Origin of the sequence: Psychrobacillus sp. FSL K6-2836, from assembly GCF_038003085.1 — a bacterium.
Taxonomy (GTDB): Bacteria; Bacillota; Bacilli; order Bacillales_A; family Planococcaceae; genus Psychrobacillus.
The window spans coordinates 1,291,450-1,315,627 of the sequence record NZ_JBBOOM010000001.1; the positions used below are offsets into that span (position 1 = coordinate 1,291,450).

The window sequence follows — 24,178 nt, forward strand, 5'->3', positions numbered from 1 at the left end:
CTCATCTCCAGATAATTAAATTAATTTCTTATATACTTCAATTAACTTTTCGCTTTCTTGCTCCCAGTTAAATACAGTCTCAACAGCATTTCTTCCATTCCGCCCCATTTGTTCTGCAATTTGGGGATTCGCAAATAAATAATTAATAGCTTTCGCAATGTCTTCTGGATTTTCTGGATCTACACATATACCACAATCATGTTTTTCAATGATTGAACGCCAGAGTGGAAAGTCTGAACAAATTACAGGAATCCCTGCAGACATATATTCAAACATCTTATTAGGCTGTGCATTAATATGATTTGGCTCCGGCAAAAAAGTAACAATTCCAGCAATCGATGAACCAAGAAGATTCTTTACTTCTACACGATCTAAATATCCCATATATTCAATATTAGAGTGTGTTTTTAACTGTTCTTCCATTTCTATAGGATTAATAGGACCCGCAATGCGAATCTTTCCTTCTATAGAATCTGCAGCAAATAATAGCTGATGTATGCCTCTAATTAGACCCAATCCTCCAACATAACAAACTTGTTTTTGTTTAAATATAATATTCTTAAAACTAGAACTTTGTAGTTCTCCAAGTAATGGATAGTTATTTATATTAACTGTATTAGGATTTACCTTTTTAAAACGTTCTGTAATAAAAGGAGTTGCTGTCATAAGGAAATCAAATTTCCTAGAGGCATAGTTCTCGAATATTTCAAAAAAGCACGCCATTGGCTTTCTTATGAATGGATTAATCCATCTTTTTGATAGAAGTGCTCTAGGTAGATCTTCATGTATATCGTATATAACTTTTTTACCTTTTTTCTTCAATATCAAACCAACTGGCATAAGCTCAGGATCATGAAAATGATATAAATCTGCGTCAATTTCCAGTGCTTTTCGATAAACTGCTCTTACAGTTTTAGTCATGCGCTCTAAACGATGGCCTCCCCCTTTTTCAACACCATAAATATGCACTCCTTCATTAATAGAGTTCACGACTCCCGGAACAACATAATTTACTTGGAATCCATCTTGTAATAATGACTGACATTCCTTTAGGAAAATCCTTGTATCATACTGAGAATGCACGGATGTCAAATGACAAACAACGAATTTTCTATCTATTTTAAATCACACCTTTGTAAAATATAGTTTTCGTGTATAAATTAGAGATCCTATTCCTAATAAAAAAAGATTCAAAGTAGTAAACAAAACAATTAAATTAAAACTAAATATTTTAGTAAAATTATAAATTACTAAAATGCTTAAAGTGCTTAAAATAAATGAAAATAATACTAAAATAGTTGAATAAGGAGTCTCATGAGCCGCATCTATTGGATTTCTCAAAAAATTATATATTGAATAAGGAACAATTGTAAAAATCAAAATTTTTACAAGTACAAGGTTTTCAAAATCTATATATACTCCATTGATTATATAGATTATCTCTTCAATAAAAACAGATAATGTTAATGCTATTAAGCTAGAAGTAATAAAAGTTAGTTTTATACCTCTTTTGATAAATAAATTCAATGAATGGCTATTTCCTACCGCAATAATTTTAGAGAAGTTCGGCAACAAAATAATTCCTAAAGCATTAATGGGCATACTTATTATTCCGAATAACTGGAATATTTGAGCTAAAGTCCCTATATCTCTAGTAGATCCTAGGTAATTTAAGATAGTTATAGGCAATGTAAATATTAAACTCGCTAAAAATAATCCAGGTAAACGTAGGGTTCCATACTTTAGAAAAAACATTAGTCCTTTTATTTTCTCGTTAATCTGTTTAAAGGGATGATATTTTAAAAGTAAAACAAGTGAAATAATTATGTAAATACTTACATTGAAAATCAGTAGGACCAATGAATATATTTTAAGATAAGATATAATATTATTTGCATACAGTAAAGGAATAAGGGGAATGATTGAAAAGTTTATGAAAGTATTAATGTTTAATATTATGAACTTCGCAATGGCTCTCAGATAACTTACAACTGTTGAATAAAATACCATTCCAATAATTAATAAAGAAACTATTAAATCTAATTCGTTTTTTAAATCTTTTAGAAATAAAGCTAATAATTCATTCGAAAATAGTATGTAAAGAAACGTAGAAATTATGGGAAATACTAAGAATGAAAATTCTGCTGAACCCTTGCTTCTTGTTTTATCAATAAATGCTTTGTTTCTCGGAATACTAACCGTCATACCCAAAAGAAAGAACAGCCATAAAACATCGGATACCCTTTTAACTAAATAAAATTCCCCGTAAGACTCTAAACCAAATTTTCTCGAAATAATAAACATAACTAGTACACCACTCACGGCTGTTATTATTTGTGTAAATAGGGTTAAACTTGCGTCTCTTAATAGTAATTTATAATTCATAGTCTCGCTTTATAACTTAAAGCTAGAAGAAGCCTTAAATACCCCTGTCTGGAGTGACAAACATTTGATTTAATTTTTATTTTTGAATTATATCTCCATACTCTTTGAATATAACGATCTTTTTTCATTAAACTAAATCTCGATTCATATAATTCTTTGAATTTCATCAGATTTTTACTTATACCGAAATATCTCAATGCTTCAGAAAAAGGTTGTAAATCCAAAGTATTACTTTCTGGCCTCAATACTACATTTCCGTTTAAATAGAACTTTTCAAAAAAGTAACTTTCGATTCTTTCTAGTAGGACCGTGTTAACTAAATTGTATTCTTTTAAAGAATATACTGCCCTCATTGAAAATAATTGATGATATGCATCTGCAGTTTTTTCGGAACCGAATATTGAATAAGGAATATATCCTTCTTTAGGTAAATACTTTTCACAAGTAGTATAAATTCTCTTTGCTTCGTCTATTAAGTTGCAGTCTTCTACGATTTTCCCAATTACTCCTATAGCAGCGGCAACTAATAAGTTGGAATTAAAAACTTGATATTTATCAATAGGTGTATAGCTATATAAATATTCATCTCCACTATTGATTATATTTTTATTTAGAGATATTAATATTTTTTTTGCTAATTTCATTAAATATTTTTTTTCAATTAAGTCTGGATAAGTATTATAAACCTCACATAAAAATAAGATGCATTCCGAAGTGGTCGTTGACATTAGCATGCCTTTATGGAAAATATATTTTCCTGAATGCCAATCTATTGGTAATCCCCAATATTCTTTAGTTGGAATGTCCAGTTTTTCCAAACAAGTTATTACTAAATCTTTCCTATCGAAATTTAATGCGGCCTGACCTAACATAATATAGTTCTCGTCCCATACATTCTTTTCGAAGATATTAAATTTATAAAAAATATTTGGTTGAAATAATGCTATTCTTTTTGCCGAACCTCTTAAATATCTATTTTTTATTTTCTCTGCATCATAGGGATCTAACCATTGCCTTGAAGTTTTAATATTTTGCTCTAATTCCTGAATAACATCATCCATTTCCAATTAAATCACCTCAATTTAAAAAATTGTTTATTCTGTAATAATAAAATAATTATTACTACTCCACTAATATATAATATACCATAGCTATTTAGTGCCACTAACGGATCCGTTAGGAAGAAAAACCATGAAAGAATTCCTAAAAAAAATACAAATACATGTTTTATTGTATAGTTTTTAATCAATCCAATCAGATTACTAAACAAATAAATATAACTTATCACACATAAATAATAAAACCAATGATAGGACTTAGGGATGTTTGGAAAGGCCATACCAATTAATCCGGTTGGTGCATTTCCTCCACTTGTTGGAGAAATATTTTGCATTGCAATAACCGCTATCCTTACAAATTCCCCTCCAAATAGATATGTATAATAAACACTGCTTCTAAAGCCTTGATGAAATTCAAAAAATGTTGAATATAACCCCGACAGTGCAATAGGAGTGGCAATTAATCTTATATATAAAACTTTGAAGACATCTCCAAATGACCTTTGCAGATCTACGTAATATGTAAAATAAACAATAAAATAAAAAGCAAATACTATTGATAAAATTGCTAGTAATACATCTATTAGTTTTCTATTCTTTAAGTACTTCCCCGAAAAGTAAAACACAATTATCAATATAATCGCAGTCTTCGACAAACTTAAAGCCGAAAATATTATAAATACAATATCAACAATTATTATTCTCTTCAGACCAACAGCCCTGATAAAAAAACATAAAGGTATTAATAAATATAAAACTATATACCTAAATACATTTAATTTACTGATCAGTCCAGTCGCGAAAATCTCATTTCTATAATAGGACATTTCTGTAACAGTATACTTTCCAATATTAAATAAAGGTGCATCACTAATATTTATAATAGCAAGAAAGAAAACCGTTAAAATAAATGTTGAATATACTATAAAGTTGATATTTTTGTTTATAAAAACATCTGTATTTATTTGTTTGTTTTTCATTTGATTACCACTACTAAAATGAGGGAAAAACCAAAATAAATTGACTATAATAATAAATGTAATTATACTAGGCACTATGTTTATTAAAGGTTCTGTATTTCCATTTAAAATATACATTTCCTCAGCTAAAAAATACGCAGACAACCAACCAATTAATAAAAATATTATAGTTCCAATATAAAACAAACCGAAAGCAGTTAAAATTTTTTTACGAAATAATAAAAGAGTTGTTATAGAAAATATCAACATACAATTAATAAAAAACATATTATTCTCCTATACTTAAATCTTTTTATAAGTATTCGATTCTCCATTTAAGATACCAGTATTCCTAGTATCTAAAATTAACCTACTAAATTTGGATATACCCTCATAATCAAACCCACTATGATTAGTAGCAATCACTACAAGATCCGCATCCATCAGCTTCTCGTCCGACAATTCAACAGTGTTAACCATTTCCCCATTCAACTTAAACGTAGGCACATGTAGATCCACAGCTTCCCATTCCGCTCCTGATTTCGTCAAGCGTTCCAATATCGGCAACACCGGTGACTCCCGATAATCATCAATATCTTTTTTGTAAGCAACACCAAGTACTAGAATCTTAGAGCCTCTTAATGCTTTCGCTTGATCATTTAAAATTTCAGAACAGCGTTGTACCACGAAATCAGGCATACTATCATTAATCTCTCCAGCAGTCTCAATCAATTTCGTATGATAATTATACTCTCTTGCTTTCCATGTCAAATACCACGGATCAATAGGAATACAATGCCCACCAAGACCTGGACCCGGATAAAAAGGCATAAAGCCATATGGTTTTGTTGCAGCAGCATCAATTACTTCCCAAACGTCAATTCCCATCTTATTACAGAGAATCGCCATTTCATTTGCAAGAGCTATATTAATATTACGGAATGTGTTTTCTAATAGTTTTTCCATTTCTGCAACTGCAGGACTTGAAACTTCATGGACATCACCTTCTAATACAGAGCGATACATTGTAGCTGCAACTTTTGTACATTCAGGTGTAATTCCGCCAACTACTTTTGGTGTGTTTTTTGTATTGAAGTTTTTATTACCCGGATCGACGCGTTCCGGCGAGTAAGCCAAAAATATATCCTTACCGACAACTAGTCCTTGTTTTTCCAAAATGGGCTTGATTAATTCTTCTGTTGTACCTGGATAAGTTGTACTTTCAAGAACTACTAATGTTCCAACTGTTATGTTTTTGGCGATGGCTTCAGCAGAACTTTTTACATATTCCATGTTAGGCTGTTTATAAATGTCTAATGGGGTTGGAACACAAATTGCTAAAGCATCTACGTCTTTGATAAAAGAATAATCTGATGTAGCTTTTAGTTTTCCATCCCATACAAGTGTAGTAAGATCACTAGGAAGAACATCGCCAATATAATTTTCACCATCGTTAACTTTTTTCACTTTTTCTTCTTGCACGTCAAAACCAATAACATTAAATCCTGCTTTAGCTTTTTCAACTGCAAGTGGAAGTCCAACATATCCAAGTCCCACGACACCTATTGTAGCGGTTTTGGCTTCTAATTTTTTAATTAGTTCCTCCGCAATATTGTTTGCTTGTAATTTTACCATTATTGTATGCTCCTTTAAATTAGGCTCACTAATTGATTAGTTTTTGCAGAATCGTAAAAAGACAACACTAGTTCTAATGCTCTCTTCCCATCTTCCCCAGTCACCGATGGTTTGCGGTCTTCCTCAATTGCTTGAATCATATCTTTAATAATTTCTTCGTGACCGGGTGTTCCCCAAGGATCTTCTTTTACTTCATTAATCCATTTTTCTATCGTATTTTCATGAGTTCCTTCTATATTAATATGTTCGAAATAAAGCGCATTTGCTCCTCCTATTTTCACTGTACCTTTTTCTCCGAAAATTGTAATTGACTCTTCAAAATTTTTTGGATATACCGTAGTGGAAGCTTGTACAGTTGCTAGAGCACCTGATTCAAATTGTATTAAACCCACCGACACATCTTCAGCTTCGATATTCCTAAGACGCGTTGCTTCCATGCTAAACACTTCTACTGGATTTCCCATGAACCATAATAGTAAATCTAAATTATGAATTGCTTGATTCATAAGCACCCCGCCATCATGCTCTTTTGTTCCTCTCCATGGTGCCTGGTCATAATATGCTTGATCACGATTCCAGTTTACAATACAAAGCGCATGACTAATTTTTCCTAATAAATTTTTATTCAATATTTCTTTTAACTTCATAACAACTGGTCGAAAACGGTTTGGATGCACAACGGCAAGTTTCATATTATTTTGTTCTGTAGCTTGTATAATTCTATTTGTTTCTTCAATTGTCATCGCTATAGGTTTTTCTATTATTACATGTTTCCCAAGTTTTGCGATTAACTCTGCAAGTACAGCATGAGTTCCACTTGGTGTACAAATGTTTACTATATCGATTGTTTCATCTTTTAACATTTCTTCAATATCCATATATGGAGTTGCTCCGTGCTCTTCTACATAGGGTTTCATCAAATCTGGTACTCTATCACATACAGCTACTAAACTAGCATTTTCTATATTTTTTATTGCTTGAGCATGTTTCTTAGCTATAAATCCACACCCTACGATTGCAAAATTCATTTATTATCCCTCTCGCTATCTTTAAGATTTGGTTGTTTAGTTTTTTCACAGAATGCCCGGTATTCCATTGTCGACAATTGGCAGCATCTCTTTCGGCATTGCTTTTGTTGCAGGGAGGAAGCGGGTTCCTAGTCCTGCAGCTGGTATAATGGCTTTTCTTACCTTTTGCATCCTATACACTCCTCATTCAGTACTACTTAACCTCATCCGCATAAGTCGCCGCTACCAATGATTTCACGTTCTTTCGATTGGCAAGTCCAATTAGTAATTGTTTCATCTCATCAATAGAAATTTCCGGTAGTTTTTCTAAAACATACTCTAATTCCATCGCACTGATTGGAGTTGCCTTTCCGATATGAATCTTCGGAAATACGTATTTGCTTTGAATTTCATTTTCATCTAATAATTCTTCAAATAGCTTTTCCCCAGGTCGGATCCCTGCGTAGTTAATACTTATATCATTTTCGCTATAGCCTGATAGTTTAATAAGATTCTTTGCTAAGTCAACAATTTTCACTGGCTCGCCCATGTCTAGAACAAAAATTTCTCCACCACTTGCAAGTGTTCCTGCTTGAATAACCAGTCTAGATGCTTCTGGAATCGTCATGAAGTAACGGGTCATTTCTGGGTCTGTCACAGTGACTGGTCCACCTGCTGCTATTTGCTTTTTAAATAGAGGCACGACACTGCCTCTTGAACCGAGAACATTTCCAAAACGTACAGCTGCGAATTTCGTGACGCTTTCTTTTGCAAGATTCTGAACTATCATTTCAGCAAAGCGTTTAGTCGCACCCATTACATTAGGGGGATTAACCGCCTTATCTGTGGAAATCATGACAAAATGACCAACTCCAAATATATCGGCTGCTTCCGCAACGTTCTTTGTTCCAAATATATTATTTTTTACAGCTTCCATCGGATTGTACTCCATCAGGGGTACATGTTTATGGGCTGCAGCGTGATAAATTACATCCGGTTTATACTCAGATATGATGTCAAAGATTCGATTACGATCTTGTACGTCTGCAATAAGCGGAATTATTTTCGTGTTAGGTGAAACCTTATTACGTAATTCCATGTCTATAGTATAGATAGAATTTTCTCCGTGACCGAGTAGGATGATTTCTTTTGGATTGAATCTTATCACCTGTCGACAGATTTCTGAACCAATAGAGCCGCCCGCTCCGGTTACTAAAATCTTTTTACCGGTTAGTTTAGAAGATATCGCATTTAAATCTAGTTCTACTTCGTCACGACCTAGTAAATCTTCAATTTTCACATCTCTTATTTCATTGACAGAAACCTTACCTGTCAGTAAATCCTCGATAAGTGGCATTGTTTGTGTACGGATACCCGTATCTAAGCATCGCTGCATAAGAATGGCACCAGTCGATCTATCCATCGATGGAATGGCTATAATAATATGTTCAATATCTAAGTCTAATACCGCTTCAGCGATAATATCTGTTCCACCAAGTACGCGTATATTAAAGATTTCTAAGCCTTTTTTTGCAGCATCGTCATCCAAGAAAGCAATTGGCTTTAATGGTGAATCTGTATTTTTTAGTAGCTGGCGTGCAATCATCGTACCAGCCGAGCCCGCTCCGATGATTAATGTTCTTTTGCGTTCCTCCGCCGACTTTTCTCCTGATATGTAAGTATCCCGGAATATTCTCCACGAAAGCCTAGATCCTCCAATTAGTAAGATATGCAGCATCCATGTAATAGATAATGCACGTACTAACACATCACCTCTAACTAAATATTGCACTAATGCAACCGTTAAAATCGACAACGTGACTGCTTTATAAATAGATACTAGCTCCCGAATAGACGCGTATTCCCACACTTTTCGATAAAGTCCGTAGTACATAGCGAATCCATGATGTGCTAGGAAAATTGCAAGAGAGCTTGCTAAAAGGAATGTATTGCTAAAAAGATTATTAATCGGATAGAGTACAAAGTATCCTATATATATGGAAAATAATACAATAGCAGAATCGACAACTATTAGTAATGACATTCTTTTCTGTAAGGACATTTAAACACTCCATTTCAACATAATCTTCCAAAATTGGCTACAAGTAATTATATCACTTTGGAAATTTAATGGGAGAATATATTTCCTTTTTACCCATATCACACATAAAGCAGGGACTATAGTTATATACCTCCTTTTTAGAAAGGAGTATTATATAATAGATCTTCGAATTATTTCTTCGTTTTTCGTCATATACTTATTAAATTCTTTTTACTCACGCAAAAATATTCCACCATTTATGTTTAACTAGTTCTTCTGGCTCTAAAATAATTATTTCGTTATTCTCTATGATTCTTGCATTATTTTCAAGAAAAATGTCGACTGCATCTAGTCTCTTATGCTTTTCTAAATATCTTAACCCGGCATCAAATTTAAAGGGTCTTTTTTTCAAATTATGTACGTCTGATCCATACGTATGTACTAAGTTTGCATCTACTAGCTCTAATGATAACTTCTGAATCCCTCGTCCAAAATGACCTGCCAAGCTCCCAGCCGTTATTTGCGCTACAGCTCCGTGATTAATGAGTTTTGCCAGTCGTGACGGGTTATCCGCTATTGCTTTGTTTCTTTCTGGATGCGCTATGATAGGTAATATATCCTCCGATAATAACTGGTGGATAATATCTACTGTATATTTTGGTATACCGCTAGATGGTAGCTCTAGTAGCAAATATTTGGAGCCAGCAAGTGTATGAATCTTCTGTTCCTGAAGTAGTTCAACTAAATTGTCTTTTAACCGCACTTCATGTCCTCTATGCAATTTTAAAGGCAGCTGTCTTTCTTCTATTGTTTGTTGTAATAATTTTATCTGTTCTGTCACTATAGTAGCACTTGCATTGAATTGTGGATGGAACGCATGTGAGGTGGATATTATTTCTGTTATTCCCTCTTTTAGCGCTTGCTCAAACATTTCTATTGTCTCTTCTAATTGAGCTGGACCATCATCAACTCCATATAAAATATGGCTATGAATATCTATCATTTTTAAATTCTCCTATAACTTCTATTTTAAGGTATAAAAAAAGAGTAAAAGTCACCTAAGTGCTTTTACTCGTTAGTACCATAGTACTGGTAGTAGTAATGATCTTTTTCAAGCTTGAAGTTGTTCATAACAGTCCCGATGATTTTCGCTTTCGACGCTAATAACAACTCTTTCGCTTTTAATGCACTATCCTTATCGGTTGATCCCGCACTGATGACCAAGATAGTCCCCTCACTTTTGTTAGCCAAAATTTGTGCATCCGTCACCGATAATACAGGAGGTGCATCAAATAATATAAGGTCAAATTCTGTTTTTAGTTGTTCAATCAGTTCATCCATTGACTTTGCACTAAGCAAGTCAGCGGGATTGGGAGGAATTGGCCCACTTGTAATGATTTTCAGGTTTTCTATATCTGTCTCCTTAACAGCTTCCATCACATCTGTTTTTTTCGTTAAGAGATTAGATAATCCTATCGTATTGGTTAGATGAAACGTATAATGCACAGTCGGCTTACGCATATCTGCGTCAATCAGAACTACCTTTTTGCCTTCCTGCGCAAATAAACAGGCTAAATTTGCGGATACTGTAGACTTCCCCTCTGCCTGTAAAGAAGACGTTATTAAAAGTGTTGATAACTCTCCATCAGGCTTTGAGAAATTTATATTTGTACGTGCTGTACGAAATTGCTCCGATACAACAGATTTCGGATTTGTTATTACTACTAGTTTACGTGCTACATCTTTTAAACTATTTGTTTTTTTCTTTTTAGCCATGTTTACACCTTCTTTCGTCGCGATTTTACATTCGTCATAAGATCCACGTCATTGTTATCTGGGAATGGACTTATCAAGCCTAGTATCGGTAACTGGAGGAGTTCTTCTACATCTTGTTCCTTCCTAATAGTCGTATCTAGGTATTCTAGTAAAAAGGCAATTCCTACTCCAAGCATTAACCCAATCACTCCGGCAATTGCCATATTAAGCATTTTGTTTGGCTTCACTGGTGATGGCTTTTCCGGTTGAATTGCTGGAGATAAAATATTCACATTGTCGACATTCATTAGGGTTTTAATCTCTTGTTGAAAAACTTCTGCAGTCGTATTTGCAATATCTACTGCTTTAAAAGATTCGGGATCCTGTACGCTGATTGTTACTACTTGTGAATTTTGTTCACTCGTAACGGTGATTTTGTTTGTAAGTAAAGCTGGGGTTGTATCCAAATCTAAGTTTTGAATTACTTTGGATAGAATTGCTGGACTTTTAATAATCACGTTATATGTATTGATCAATTGAAGATTCGTTTGTATGTCTTGGGAATTATATTGTTGTTGCTGTTCGACTTTTTGTTGATTGACAAGAATTTGTGTTGAAGATTGATAGATTGGTGTGATAAAGAAATAACTTATAACTCCTGCAATAATTACTGCTAGTAGAGTTAACCCGATAATTAAAGAAATTCTTTTCTTTATCGTTTTAAATAAATCTTGTAAACTAATAGTTTCTTCCATATTTACTTGTTTCCCCTTCACTTACCAATTGGTTTGTATACTAATTGTTTCCATTATAGCATAAATACTACCTATTACATTACAAATTCTCACAATTTTCGAGGGAATATATATATTTTCGACTATTTTATGAAAATGATATTCTACTCAATATGTGGTACTATTTTAGTATGAAAAAACTAATTTTTTTACTTTTACTCATGACTATTTTGTTTTTCTCTTCTAGTCAAACATACGAGCAACAGTCTCTAATACCTTTATTTGAGGACTTTCTAGCTGCGAAACCTTTAGAAGCTCAGCTAAAAAAATTGGAAATACCTTATTGGGGTCGTACAATCTCCGTGGAGGAACGAGGCTATTATCATTTTGTCGAGTTCATTATTCGAAAAAGCGCCCATTTCTTTTTATTTGGTTTAGCAGCATTAGGCTTTTACGCTATCTTGCCTAAGATCAGATATCGTTTTTTGTTAGCAATGCTGTCCACACTTGTATTGGCGATTGCCGATGAATACCACCAACAGCTGACAGGAGGTCGAACTCCCTCTTGGCAGGATATATTTCTAGATATGTGTGGTGCTTTAACGTTTTTAAGTGTTTACATATGTATAAAAGGAATGAGACAAAAAATCCGATAGGCCCCAAATGGGTCCTATCGGATTTTTTGATTGATTTTCGCTCTAGGCGGACGCTTTCCGTGGGGGGAGCGATAAGCCATCACCGTCGCTATCGCGTCGTTTGTGATGTCTTATCTGCCTCCCTCATCCCACTGAAGTCGCCGCCTGCCGCTACAATTAACGAAGTGATAAATATTTGGAATGATTCACTTAATCTTTAAGACAGGATGTTGCGAACTTAGACTGACTTCCAAAGTATAAGAACTTGCGCTTTTCTTATCTTCCAAGTGCTTTACTAAGAATACTATCTCTTCTTGCTTTTTTGGTAGCTTCGTATTCATCTTTGAAGCTTTTTGCATAGGACTTGTCAAAGCCATTTGCCTCTAAGTCTTTTTCCACTGCTGCGAGAACTCCATTAAAAATGGTATCCGTATTTGCTTCTAAGCCTTCTGCTGCTGCCATGTATTTGTTATAAAAGTAACCGAAATCGATTCCTTCACCATTTGCTTTTTTATTTGTGTACTCTGTTTTGGCCCGACCAATTAATGCGTTTATTTTTGCATCTGCTTGACCTTCAAGTGCGGTAAAAGCAGGAATATACTTTTCTTTTATAGATCCAACCGTTGGCTCTGTTTGAGAACTGCCGGATGAAACTGGTGGAGTTGTCGAACCAGCTGATCCTTCAGTAGTTGAAGTATCATTGGAATCTGTAGAGCTTCCTTGGCCTGAAGTTGCTATTTGTTCAGATGATCCACCGTCAGTAGTTGAAGTGCTCTCATTGGAAGCAGTTTGCGTTGAAGAATAGTCCTCTACCACATTTCCATCTTTGTCCATAGTGATCTTGCTACCATCTGGTAATTCCAAAACATATGGATCTTCCACAATCTCCGAAACCTCATCGTCTGCTACATCGTATGTTTTAAATTTGAATTCATATAGTAAGTAACCTACAGCTCCTAGGATAATAACTAAAGATACCAATAGGAAGATTTTCAGTTTTTTTCTCTTTTTCTTCATGGAATTCTCCTTTTGTTGAAAATAGTATATTATCTATAGTTTAGCATGAGATTAGGTAGTTCGTATAGAAAATTGTGGGAATTTGGCGGATATAGAAAAATACTAGCGCTTGAGCAAGAATAATATATATTTTAGAACGCAAAAAGAACAACCATCCTTTATAGGAATGGTTGTTCTGTATAATCGATCAAGTCTATTAATTAAATGTAAATGAATATTGTTTTGATGCACCACCATCTTTTAATGTCCCAGTGATTACGAAAGAGATATTAAAGGTTGAAAGTGTCGATAATTTTGAAGTTCCATCTACAGTGAAGTTCATACCAGTTATACCTAATTCATCAGCTTTTTCAACTAATGCAGCATTAAGTTTAGCTAGAGTTTTAGTATATGCAGTATCAAAATCATAGTTATTACTGTCAATTGGTTCTGACAACAGCTCTTTCCCATTGAAATTGACAGAAACATTTGTAATTAGTGCATCTGATTTAAAAGTATTATAAATTGTTGATAAAGAAGAAGAATAGAAAGTATCAAGCGTTGCAGTTCGATCTATAATATTTACACTAATTACCCCACTAGATTTGTTAAGTGAAGCACTTATTTTGTCATCAGAAGATGCTGTTAATTGATCTTGAATTTTATTATTCAATATGTCAGTAGGAGTTAAAACATTTCCGCCATCACCATTTCCACCGCCGCTGTTTCCGCCACCGGAACCACCGCCGCCTGCTGCTGGAGGTGTTACTGGTGCTGCGTCAGGGTTTGCTACTCCACCAATTTTTTCAATTTGACCTTTTATTGCATTAAAGTTACTAATTACATCAGAAGCAGTTTTTCCTACTGGTAATACTAGATTCTCGATAGCCAAGCTAGTGCCTAGTGATAATTTTAAATCTGCCTTTACTAGTGTGATTGACTCGATTTTAGCAGTACCATTTAATGCAAAGTTTAATGAATTTACTAAGAAATCTTTAGTTGCTGCATTTAGTGTTACTTCACTTGCACCAGTTCCAGCAGTTACACGTGGAATAGTGATATTTTTGTCCGCTGTTACTGTAGCGTTTGAATCTACATTAATAGAAGTTACGGAACTAGTACCTGTTAAGTTTAGTGATGCATTTAGTTTGTTTAAAACAACTGTAGACAGTGTTGAATTGGCGAAACTAATTTTTGCAGCCACTGGTAATGCTGCTGCAGATACACCTGTAGTTTTATTGGAAAGTTCTGTGTTCCCTTTAACTACAATTTTTTCTGCTAGAAAGCTAGTTTCTACACCTTTACCAATTGCTAAGTCGCCATTGATCGTAAGGTTTTTAACTGTTACGTAGTCCCCGTTTACTTTTACATTACCTGCAACAGAAGAACTTGCTCCGTCTAGTACGATATTAGCTGACGCGGTTCCATCAGCAGTAATCTCAAGAGATTTCACTGCAACGATTTGACCGTCTTTTTCAGTGAACTTAATGTTTGCGTTTTTTAGCGCTGCTGCATTTGTTGCATTAAAAACTTTTTTCAAATCTTCTGCAATTGTGTAAGTACCAGTTGAAGTTTCTACTGAGTTATCTGACACACTAATAACTGTTACTGGTTTTGCAGCTGCTTCAGCACGCACTACGAACGATGCCATTTGACCACGTTTCACGTTTGCATATGGAGAAAAAGTAGTGGCAGTTGTTCCAGTTGTAATTTCATTGTCTAATAGCGTTTGAAGGTATCCATTGTACCAATCAGTTGCTTTTACATCTTTAAACTTTGTATCTGTTAACTTTCCTTCTTCAAATCCAAATGCTAATGTGATAATTTTTGCCATTTGGCTACGTGTTAGTTTTTCGCCCGGTGCGTATGTACCATCTTCTTTACCAGTTACAATACCTTTAGCTACAAGTGCAGCAATTGGGCCATAGTATTCATTGTCTGTTTTAATATCTTTGAAATTTGGATTTACAACATTTTTCGTATCTAAGTCTAATGTTAATGCAATAATTTTCGCAGCTTGTCCACGAGTAACCGAAGCTTCCGGTTTAAATGTACCGTCTTTAAAACCTTTTAGGACACCTCTATCAGTTAAATCTATTACTGAGCTATAATGTACATGCGTAGAATTTAAATCTGAGAAACCTGCAGCCTCTGTATTAAATGGAGCTACAGTTACCACTGCTCCTGCTGCTACTGATGTTGCTAATGCTGCTTTAAATAATTTTTGGTATGCTTTTTTGTTATTCTTCATCCAATTTCCTCCTTGTTTGTTAAAACTATAATAATAATGTCCTATAGGGACAACTATACCATATTAAAAGATATTTCTAAAACAAAATATTCCAAAAAAATTTCCATTCACGTTAATCTCTGTCATATTGTGGCACAATTTGTAGTATTTTTAACATATTAATTTTACTATTAAAATGGTTACTATTACCCGTAATATACAATAATTACTCGTTTTTAGAATAGATAATTATTCTACTTTTTATGACAATCTATTTAATACTTTTTTCATTTTATGATAGAAAGTGAGTTATAGTTAGCTCCCCTTTTAAAACAAAAATTTTGGCTGGGACAGAAGTAGAAATCTTATTGGATAAGGAGAACCTTTACTAAATAATGGATATTTAATAGAATTGATTGAAATGGAGGGGCGACTCCTACGGGAATAGCGTGACGCCTGAGACTACAGGCTCAGCCCACGCCCGTGGAAAGCGTCCCTGGAATGGAAGTCAATTTTGTGCACAGCAAAAAAACAGCATTTTTCTCACAGAGAAAAATGCTGTTTTGGGGTTCTGTCCCAGCCTCTTATACTTTGATTGTTTTTTGCTATTGAAATATTTTTACAACGTACTGCTGATAACTAATTTTGCAAGTGTAGTGAGCACGGGGATTATCTATAATACTAATTTAAGATTCTTTTTCGATTTAATATCTTGATAATAGAGAATATTATCTTTGATGAACCTTACTTCTGATTGGCTGGAATTGATTTGCATTTTTCCTTTTCCATCTAGTTTTACTTTATATAAATAGCCACCGTTAGAGTAGTTGCTATAGTATAGCCATTGTCCTTGAATAGTAAAGTATGGCGCTCTGTCTGCAAGAACTTTTGTTTTCTTTAACGTTTTTTTATCCATTTTATATAATAGATTGTCTTTGGAATCGGCATAATAATATTGTCCATCTTTTTCCACCATTGCATTCATATTATGAAAGTACTGGTATTTAGAACTAGTAGCTATTGGATATGCAGTTTCGTTCCATTGATGATTTACTTTTAGTTGTTTATTATTTTTTAAAAAGTAATTATAATGAACACTTTCAGGCTTGTTTGGGATTGGATCATCCCATGTAGTGTCCACATGATAATATTGACCATCTATTTTCACCATATTCCAAGAATGGTTTCCGCCATTTCCACTCCCAGTAACTTGTATAGTTTGTACACCAACCTTGTTAAGTAACAATGCCATTGACTTTGTATAACCGTCACAAACAGCAACCTTATTAATTAGTGCACCATAAGCTTCAAAGGAATCATGAGAAACATTATTTATTAGAAAGTTATCATAGTCGTATGCAACCGATAATACGAGATGATCATGAATGGCCTTTACTTTTTCAAGGTCACTCATATCTTTTTTTATCTTTTCCTTAATTATTTTATTTACTTCTGCGTTTACCTTCTTGTTTTTCTCTAAAATAGATTGTCGATCACCTTTATATTTAAAGTTTATATTTCCATTTGAAAATGCAGTTAACCCATTGTAGTAAGAAATAGAAGGATTATTTGCTACTGCCTTGTTCACCAGATTTCCAATCTCTTTATAACTAATTTTATTAGAATTAAATGTTGTACTAGATTCAACGTTTTGCAAGCTTTTTATGATATTGTCATAGGTTTTTTGTTCCTCGGACTTTATAACAGTCTTGGGAGAGGGAGTTGCTGCAAAAGTATACATTGGAGAAATAGTTAATATCAATACGATGGCAATAATTAACTTAAATATCTGGTTCATCTTAACCCCTCCAGTTTTAAGCTAATTATAATAAATACTACTATAACTATCATCCACTATTAGTTCTAAGATTATATTTCAAGTTAATTAATTAATAGTAAAAAGACCTATTTTAATTTCGACTAGTAAACAGTTATACCTAAATAAAAAAAGAGAGCTATTAGTGTTTGTCATAAACTACTAAAAGCTCTCTTTATTATTATGCTTGGAATGTTTTTCTTCTATTAAATGCTATCCACAGTCCAACTAGGATCGATGCAATACCCGCAAATAATGTACCTATTGGGTAGGCTTCACCTGTTTGTGGAAGATAATTTCCTTCATTGGTTTCAATTAAAGTAATTGAATCATTTGGATTTTTGTCTTTCTCGGGTAAGCTAGGTTGCCCTGGAACAACTGGGTTACCAGTATTATTTGGATCTCCTGGGTTACTTGGATTTCCTGAATTGCCTGGAGTTTCTGGTATACCTGGTGTTCCTGGTGTTCCTGGTGTTCCCGGTGTGCCTGGTGTCCCTGGTGTCCCTGGGTTGCCCGGTGTTCCCGGTGTTCCCGGTGTTCCCGGTGTTCCCGGTGTGCCTGGTGTGCCTGGTGTTCCCGGTGTTCCTGGTGTGCCTGGTGTCCCTGGTGTCCCTGGTGTGCCTGGGTTACCCGGAATGTTTGGCTCTCCCGGTGTACCAGGATCGGTCGGCGGTACATATGGGTTATATCTATTTATTTTAATAACTTGGACCGGAACTGTTTGGCCTTTTATGATTTCAAAAGGAACTGCAGTTGGATCTAGTATATAGTTTGTTGGTGCTTTTGTTTCGACGAAGTAATAATTACCTGGTTTTAAATTACTTACTACAATTTTACCTGTGTTATTTGTCGTTAAACCTTCTTGCAATATGTTTCCTGCTGCATCTTCAAGTTTAAAGATTGCTCCTGCAAGGTTTAGATTACCGTTATGCTTTGCTAGTTTTGTAAGTTCGACAGAGCCAGTTGATAATTCATTGAAAGCTTCTACTGTTTTAACGGAAGTTGGTCCGAGAACTATAGTAAACTTCAATGGCGTTGAATCTAGTTTATATCCAAATGGCGCTTTCGTTTCTACAAATTGATAGTTGCCAGGTTTTAAATTTTCTACAAGGATTTTGCCATCATTATCTGTTACTAAAAGTTCTTGAAGCATGTTTCCATTTTCATCTTGCAATGCAAACTCTACATTTGCTAAAACAGCATTGCTATTGTCTTTGTCGCGTTTCGTCAATTCGACAGAGCCTTTTATGATTGTATTAGGAAATTCTAGAACACGCGCTTCTGTTTGACCTTTGTTAATAGTGAAGTCGATGGCTGTTTCGTTTAGTTCGTACCCGAATGGGGCTTCCGTTTCTACGAATTGATAGTTACCAGGCTTCAAGTCATCTACAACTAATTTGCCTTCTTCATCTGTTATGAGATTTTCTTTAACTGTATTGCCTTTTTCATCTAAAAGTTTAAACTGCGCTCCTGCTAATGTTACTTTATTGTTTTCGCTGTCTACTTTTAGAAGCTCCACGGAACCAAGTGTCAGGCTATTATTAGTTGAAATCTTCAGCATTCCAGACTGACCTTTATCAATCGTAAAAGTAACCGGCGTCTCATCAAGATCATATCCAAATGGTGCTTTCGTTTCAACGAATTGATAGTTACCAGGTTTTAAATCTGAAACAACTATTTTACCAACTTCATCTGTTTTCAAATCTTTTTTAATCATTTCACCTTTTGCGTCCTGCAATTCAAATACCGCACCATCCAAGGTGATTGTTGGATCTTCATTATCTACCTTCGTTAGTTCCACTGATCCAGTCGTCAATTCATTTTCCGCTGTGACTTTAACTACTTTTACATCTGCTTTTGTTTCGCTTCTTTCGATTGTAAATGTGATCGGTGTTTGATCTAAATCGTAACCGAATGGGGCTTCCGTTTCTACCAATTGATAGCTACCAGGTTTTAGATTATCAACAATTAGTTTACCATCTTCCTCGGTTTTTAAATTTGACTGAAGCGTATTCCCATTTACATCTTGCAATTCAAATATTGCTCCTACTAATGCTAAATTAACGTTATCTTTATCAAATTTCGTCAATTCAACTGTACCAGTTATCAATTTGTTTGGAGCTTCGATTAAAGTTGTTTGCGAAGTCTCTCCCATCTGAATACTAAATTCGATAGGTTCGTTGTTTAGTTGATAATAGGCAGGTGCTTCTGTTTCAACAAACTGATACTTTCCTGGTTTTAAGTTAGTAACAGTGATTGTACCTTCTTCACTAGTAGAAAGTCCTGCTTGGAGCGTTTTCCCTGTCTCATCTTGTAATTTAAAAATCGCACCTTTTAACTTAATTTCTGAGTCATCTTCATCTACTTTTGATAGTACGACGGAGCCTAAAATCATTTCATTTGTTGCCGTCAATTCAAGAATCGTATTTTGCGATGCCACAATAGTAAATGAGATTGGCGTTGATTCTAATTTATATCCAAAAGGTGCTTTCGTTTCAACTAACTGATACTTCCCCGGATTTAAATTATTTACGATGAATTTTCCATTTTCATCTGTTATTAATCCTTCTTGAATTGTCCTTCCATTTGCATCTTGTAATTCAAAGATTGCACCTGGCAATGTCTTTTTCTGGTTGTCTTTATCAACTTTCTTAAGTTCAACGGCCCCTTTAATTATTTCATTTGTTATCGGGCCTAGTTTAATAACTTCCAATTGGTTTTCTTTAATCGTAAAAGGAATCGGTGTATCATCTTTAACGTATCCTTCTGGAGCAATATTTTCAAAGAATCGGTACTCCCCAGGTAAAAGATTCTTTAAATAAATAATTCCTTCTTCATTCGTAACATAATATCCAATGGCTTTATACGTATCCCCTTCTTTTTTCTCTATTATGAAGTTTGCTCCCTGTAATTTCTTAGAAGCATTTTCGCTATCTACTTTTTCTAATTGCACATCGTGGATAAGTTTATTATTTGTAACAGTTATTTCATTTCCGGTCTGAACCGTATCTTTTGTATATGCCTTGTCAATTTTAATCGGAGTTTCCTCAGTATTTTTTAGATATCCTTCCGGTGCTTCTGTTTCTACTAAAAGATAGTCACCAAATAGCAATTTATCAAACTGGATAATTCCTTCTTCTGTTGTCCCTGTTTTTATAATAGCTCCTGAATCTTTATCTATTAATTCGAATTTGGCACCTGAAAGTAACTCCGATGTAGCTGCATCCGTTTTCGTAATGAGTAGGCCGCCTAATTCTCCCGTGCCGTCACCCATTCCCGTAGTTCTCCTTACAGCTACTTCTGTAGGTTTTTTATCTGTAATTTCTTGCACATCAGTACCATTGAATAGAACTTCATTTGTAATCTTAGCTGGAGCCTTTAGAATGAAGGATTGATACTCCAAAATATACGGCTTATGGATTTCTTCCTTTTTAAATGAAAGTTTGAATCCATAAGGAGTTTGACTTTCTTGGAAATCAAGCTCATAGTCTTCACCTTTTACAAGTTTCCCTGCTTTTTTAACACTTCCATTTGCTTCAATAGTTGTAGCGTACAATTTAATAGAATCTTCTAAAATGGCTTGATCAGCACTTGGTATATCTGTCACGGTTGCATTTGTGACTTTTGCTTGTGCAAAATTGATATCGACTGACCAATCAATAATTTTACCATTCTGAGCACCTGTCTTTGTCGTATAATCCCCACCATTTGGAATAGATACAGATGCACCTAAATCTGTTTCTTTTTTGTCTCCATCATATAGGGTTGCGGTATTTTTATATTCTTTTTCGACAAAGCTTAAATCCTCCAAGCTAGTTTTATACGTAATCATATACGGTGAATTAATTTCTTTTTTGAATTCGACTAGGAATCCCGGATTATTATTGTTATCTTTAATCCAACTAGTGGAATAATCTATTCCTTCATTTAATTCCTCTACTTTGGTACCATTCGCTCCTCCAGTAAGGCTCATTTTATTAACTACTAATGATTCTTTTAATAGTTTTTGATTTCCTATAATGAAATCTTTTACAGTGGCTTTCGAAAGAGTTTTTAGATTGTAGTTTACTCCCACATTCCAAGTGATTTCTTGTGTGACAGCATTATAGGAACCGTTTTTAAAACCGTTGGATTGTGTGTAATTATCTGGAGTGAAGTTAAATATTGCATCCTTTGATTTTTCTTTATCATTTTCGTCTATCCAAGTTAGTGTTGCTTTGTTTTGCAAGAATTTGTTTTCTTTGACATCGCGCATTTCATACTCGAATATAGTTGTGTAAGTGATGGTATGCAGTGTATTTATCGTATTTTGAAACTCGATGACAAACTCATCTTTTTCATTTTTCGTTAACTTATAATCAACATCTAATTCTAAAGTTGTATTGCCAGTATTAATCTTAATCGTATTCGGTTTTAGAGTAAGTCCTCCATTAGTAAATACATCTGTTAATATGACTTTTTTCATTTCTTTGCGGTCATGGTTAAATGTAATAGTCCAATCTACCGTTTTGTCTTTGTAATTTGCATTTTGATTGGATTTGAACAGTATACGTTGATCGATGTCTTCCGTTCCTGTTATTGTTTTACCACCCGTTGTTACTTCATTCACTATTGTTTCCTTATCATATACTCGGTTAGTTGCTTTTGTTTTGTACACTATTTTATAAGCGGAATTGATGTCCTTTTCAAATTGGAGCTCGAACCCGTTTTTACCCTCCGCAGATGTTGGTGTTACTGTGTAGTCCGTTGTTGGGATATCGTCCGTTGCAATTTCTTCTCCATTTTGATCTATTGTTACTTTTTGAACTGTAAAAGAATTTATCAATAGTTCCTGGGAATCATTGAAAAAGTCTTTTAGCAATGCTTCTGGTTTTGCAATACTTTTTTCGTTGTAATTGTATTTAATCTCCCATGTAACTGTTTGACTATCTTTATCATACTCGAGTGCTTCTTTCGCTAGTGGAATTCCCCGTTTGACAGCGACCGAAGCGGTTGCCTCGCCTATAGTTTTGTTATTTGATAGTAAAGTAGCTGTATTATTAAATACAGTTTGATCTTCATTTGTGATATTTGTTGTATAGACTAGTCGGTAAGCTGACTTAATGTCTCCCACAAAGTTGACGGTGAAATCTTTTTCACCTGCTGTTTTCCCGATAGTAAATCCAGACGTTACTTCCGATCCTAGAGATACATTTCCATTTAAATGCGTATTCAAATGATAGAGCTTAATAGAACCTTCTACTAATGCTTGCCCATCTTGAACTGGATCACTAAGTATTGCATTTTGAATCGATTCTAGCTTCTTATTGAAATCCACCGTCCATTCGATCGTTTCGGCATTATAAGCTCTGTTCGGAACACCTTTTTTACCTACAGCTGGACCACTAGGAGTAAAATTAATTTGAACAGTTATAGAAGCTCCACCGGTAATTGGTGTAATTATGATTGTTTTTTCCTCTGTTATAATGATTTCTTTATTTAGTTCCGTTATAACTTCAAGATTACCACTAATATTAGAGTGTTCCTCAATATACTCCGTAAACGTTACAGTACCTTGACCAGCTTTTGTGAAAGAAAAGTTTCCTATAATATTCCCATTGCCATCTTCCATAGGTAAATTATCTGCTTCACTATATACTACTAGTTCCTCCGGAAGGTTAAATGTAAATGTTGAACCAGCTTTGTAGCCATGATTATTTTGTAAAGCCCACGTATATTTTACGGAAATAATAGAATCTAAACTTGGGTTTTCTACTACATTTCCATCGCTATCCGCATAGATCAAGGTTGCACTCGTCAATATATTTTCAGAAATAACGGACGGGGACAGCTGGATTTTTACTTCATCGAGTTGCGTTACACATTCAGTCTGTTTTTCCTCTGTAGATTGCTCTTCGCAAGCTCCTTCTGTTTTTTCTTCTACAGGTTCTGTGACTGTTTCATTTCCAGTCTCTTTTTCCTCATCTATTACTTCAGGTTCTTCACCTTCCACTGGATCCGTTTCTTCTTCTCCAGGATCTAGTATTACAGATTCTCCATTTTCAACTGCTGGAGGTGGTGTCTCTGCACCTTCTTCAATTTCGTTTGCTTCTTCAGTTATTGGCTCTTCACTAGCAAACCCATCAGCGCTTGCCGCTATCGGTCCTATAAAACTTTGCAAGACTAATAGACATATTAGCGCTATAAAACTTATCTTCTTCATAGCTTCCCCCTGTTATCAATTGTTTTTCAACTTTGCTTGAACGATTAATCTGTCCGTTGGATTTTTTTTGCCGAGGGGGGTGCAAGTTACTAATGTCAAGAGGGGTTCATCCCCATCTTTTAGAACTTCTATTTCTGATTGATCTACAACAAAGGTTCGGACAATTTCAAATTCGTAGTTGCCTGACTCAGTTTGTATGTCCACATTGTCATGAAGTGTGAGCTCATCTAATCGATTGAATTGTTTTCCACTCGTTGTTGATCGATGTCCTGCAAGCCCAATATTATGAATGCCAATTTTTTTGTAAGGCTCTATCATGCCAATTCCTTTTGTTAAAGAGTTTGGGGTTGCCCCGTCAAAGATCACCATTTCTAAATCTATTGTTGGAATTCGAATAATTCCTCTTGCTCCATCTAATAAGCTTAGCTCCTGTTCATCTGAACTTGCTTGAACTTCTGTTGGTGAAACTGTTTCTCCATATGAACTTGTATCCCCCAGATTTTCAAAAGCCTCCAAAAGCTGCTCTTGCTTAGTATCAAAAAACTTCTTCTCAATCTGTGGATAAAATAGTAGGCAGAAACCTAAAAGTATTAAGCAAAAACTGATGATTCTCCGCAAAATTACATCTCCTTTCCAAATTAATACGTTCAAATATATACCTAGGTATTGCTAAGTATTCAATGCTACTGTGAGCAGTCTATCTTAAGGTGTTTGAATTGTTTTCT

At 34.5% G+C, this 24,178-nt stretch carries 16 protein-coding genes and 1 pseudogene; 1 reads left to right on the top strand and 16 read right to left on the bottom strand.

Going from position 1 to position 24,178, the window contains the following annotated elements; translation table 11 throughout:
* Positions 1-15: 15 nt before the first annotated feature.
* From MKY37_RS06070 to MKY37_RS06120, 11 genes and pseudogenes are all read right to left on the bottom strand, one after another.
* Positions 16-1,083, bottom strand: a complete 1,068-nt coding sequence (locus MKY37_RS06070) for a glycosyltransferase family 4 protein (protein WP_340779851.1) — start codon at positions 1,081-1,083, stop codon at positions 16-18.
* A gap of 42 nt (positions 1,084-1,125) precedes the next feature.
* The gene (locus MKY37_RS06075; protein WP_340774905.1) at positions 1,126-2,385 is read right to left on the bottom strand and encodes a hypothetical protein; all 1,260 of its coding nucleotides are present in this window, start codon (positions 2,383-2,385) and stop codon (positions 1,126-1,128) included.
* Positions 2,382-3,446: a hypothetical protein gene (locus tag MKY37_RS06080; protein ID WP_340774907.1), complete on the bottom strand. Its 1,065-nt coding sequence runs from the start codon at positions 3,444-3,446 to the stop codon at positions 2,382-2,384. Before MKY37_RS06080 ends, MKY37_RS06075 begins: the two co-directional genes overlap by 4 nt.
* Positions 3,447-3,457: 11 nt before the next feature.
* Positions 3,458-4,690 carry an O-antigen polymerase gene (locus MKY37_RS06085; RefSeq protein WP_340774909.1) on the bottom strand — a complete coding sequence of 411 codons (1,233 nt, stop codon included), beginning with the start codon at positions 4,688-4,690 and terminating at the stop codon, positions 3,458-3,460.
* A gap of 15 nt (positions 4,691-4,705) precedes the next feature.
* The gene (locus tag MKY37_RS06090) at positions 4,706-6,037 is read right to left on the bottom strand and encodes a nucleotide sugar dehydrogenase (protein WP_340774912.1); all 1,332 of its coding nucleotides are present in this window, start codon (positions 6,035-6,037) and stop codon (positions 4,706-4,708) included.
* A gap of 14 nt (positions 6,038-6,051) precedes the next feature.
* The gene (locus tag MKY37_RS06095; RefSeq protein ID WP_340774914.1) at positions 6,052-7,065 is read right to left on the bottom strand and encodes a Gfo/Idh/MocA family protein; all 1,014 of its coding nucleotides are present in this window, start codon (positions 7,063-7,065) and stop codon (positions 6,052-6,054) included.
* A gap of 69 nt (positions 7,066-7,134) precedes the next feature.
* Positions 7,135-7,236: pseudogene (locus MKY37_RS06100) on the bottom strand (UTP--glucose-1-phosphate uridylyltransferase); the annotation flags it as partial.
* A gap of 22 nt (positions 7,237-7,258) precedes the next feature.
* Complete coding sequence (locus MKY37_RS06105) at positions 7,259-9,106, bottom strand: polysaccharide biosynthesis protein (protein WP_340774917.1); 1,848 nt, start codon at positions 9,104-9,106, stop codon at positions 7,259-7,261.
* A gap of 214 nt (positions 9,107-9,320) precedes the next feature.
* Complete coding sequence (locus MKY37_RS06110) at positions 9,321-10,088, bottom strand: tyrosine-protein phosphatase (RefSeq protein WP_340774919.1); 768 nt, start codon at positions 10,086-10,088, stop codon at positions 9,321-9,323.
* A 65-nt stretch (positions 10,089-10,153) separates the two neighbouring features.
* Positions 10,154-10,861, bottom strand: coding sequence for a CpsD/CapB family tyrosine-protein kinase (locus MKY37_RS06115; RefSeq protein ID WP_340774920.1), 708 nt, complete (start codon positions 10,859-10,861; stop codon positions 10,154-10,156).
* 2 nt (positions 10,862-10,863) lie between these two features.
* Complete coding sequence (locus MKY37_RS06120; RefSeq protein WP_340779852.1) at positions 10,864-11,595, bottom strand: YveK family protein; 732 nt, start codon at positions 11,593-11,595, stop codon at positions 10,864-10,866.
* A 170-nt stretch (positions 11,596-11,765) separates the two neighbouring features.
* On the opposite strand from MKY37_RS06120, the gene MKY37_RS06125 reads away from it, so the two are divergent.
* Entirely contained in the window at positions 11,766-12,230 is a 465-nt protein-coding gene (locus MKY37_RS06125; RefSeq protein WP_340774922.1) for a VanZ family protein, read from the top strand.
* 255 nt (positions 12,231-12,485) lie between these two features.
* On the opposite strand, the gene MKY37_RS06130 is transcribed toward MKY37_RS06125, so the two are convergent.
* The 5 genes from MKY37_RS06130 to MKY37_RS06150 all read right to left on the bottom strand — a co-directional run bounded on the left by MKY37_RS06130 (position 12,486) and on the right by MKY37_RS06150 (position 24,071).
* Positions 12,486-13,226 (bottom strand): hypothetical protein, encoded by a 741-nt coding sequence (locus MKY37_RS06130; RefSeq protein WP_340774924.1) that lies wholly within the window; start codon positions 13,224-13,226, stop codon positions 12,486-12,488.
* A gap of 196 nt (positions 13,227-13,422) precedes the next feature.
* Entirely contained in the window at positions 13,423-15,456 is a 2,034-nt protein-coding gene (locus tag MKY37_RS06135) for an S-layer homology domain-containing protein (protein WP_340774926.1), read from the bottom strand.
* Positions 15,457-16,108: 652 nt separating this feature from the next.
* Entirely contained in the window at positions 16,109-17,233 is a 1,125-nt protein-coding gene (locus MKY37_RS06140) for a DUF5050 domain-containing protein (RefSeq protein WP_340774928.1), read from the bottom strand.
* A 199-nt stretch (positions 17,234-17,432) separates the two neighbouring features.
* Positions 17,433-23,453, bottom strand: a complete 6,021-nt coding sequence (locus MKY37_RS06145) for a SpaA isopeptide-forming pilin-related protein (protein WP_340774930.1) — start codon at positions 23,451-23,453, stop codon at positions 17,433-17,435.
* Between the two features lie 15 nt (positions 23,454-23,468).
* Positions 23,469-24,071, bottom strand: coding sequence for a class D sortase (locus tag MKY37_RS06150; protein ID WP_340774932.1), 603 nt, complete (start codon positions 24,069-24,071; stop codon positions 23,469-23,471).
* Positions 24,072-24,178 lie beyond the last annotated feature (107 nt).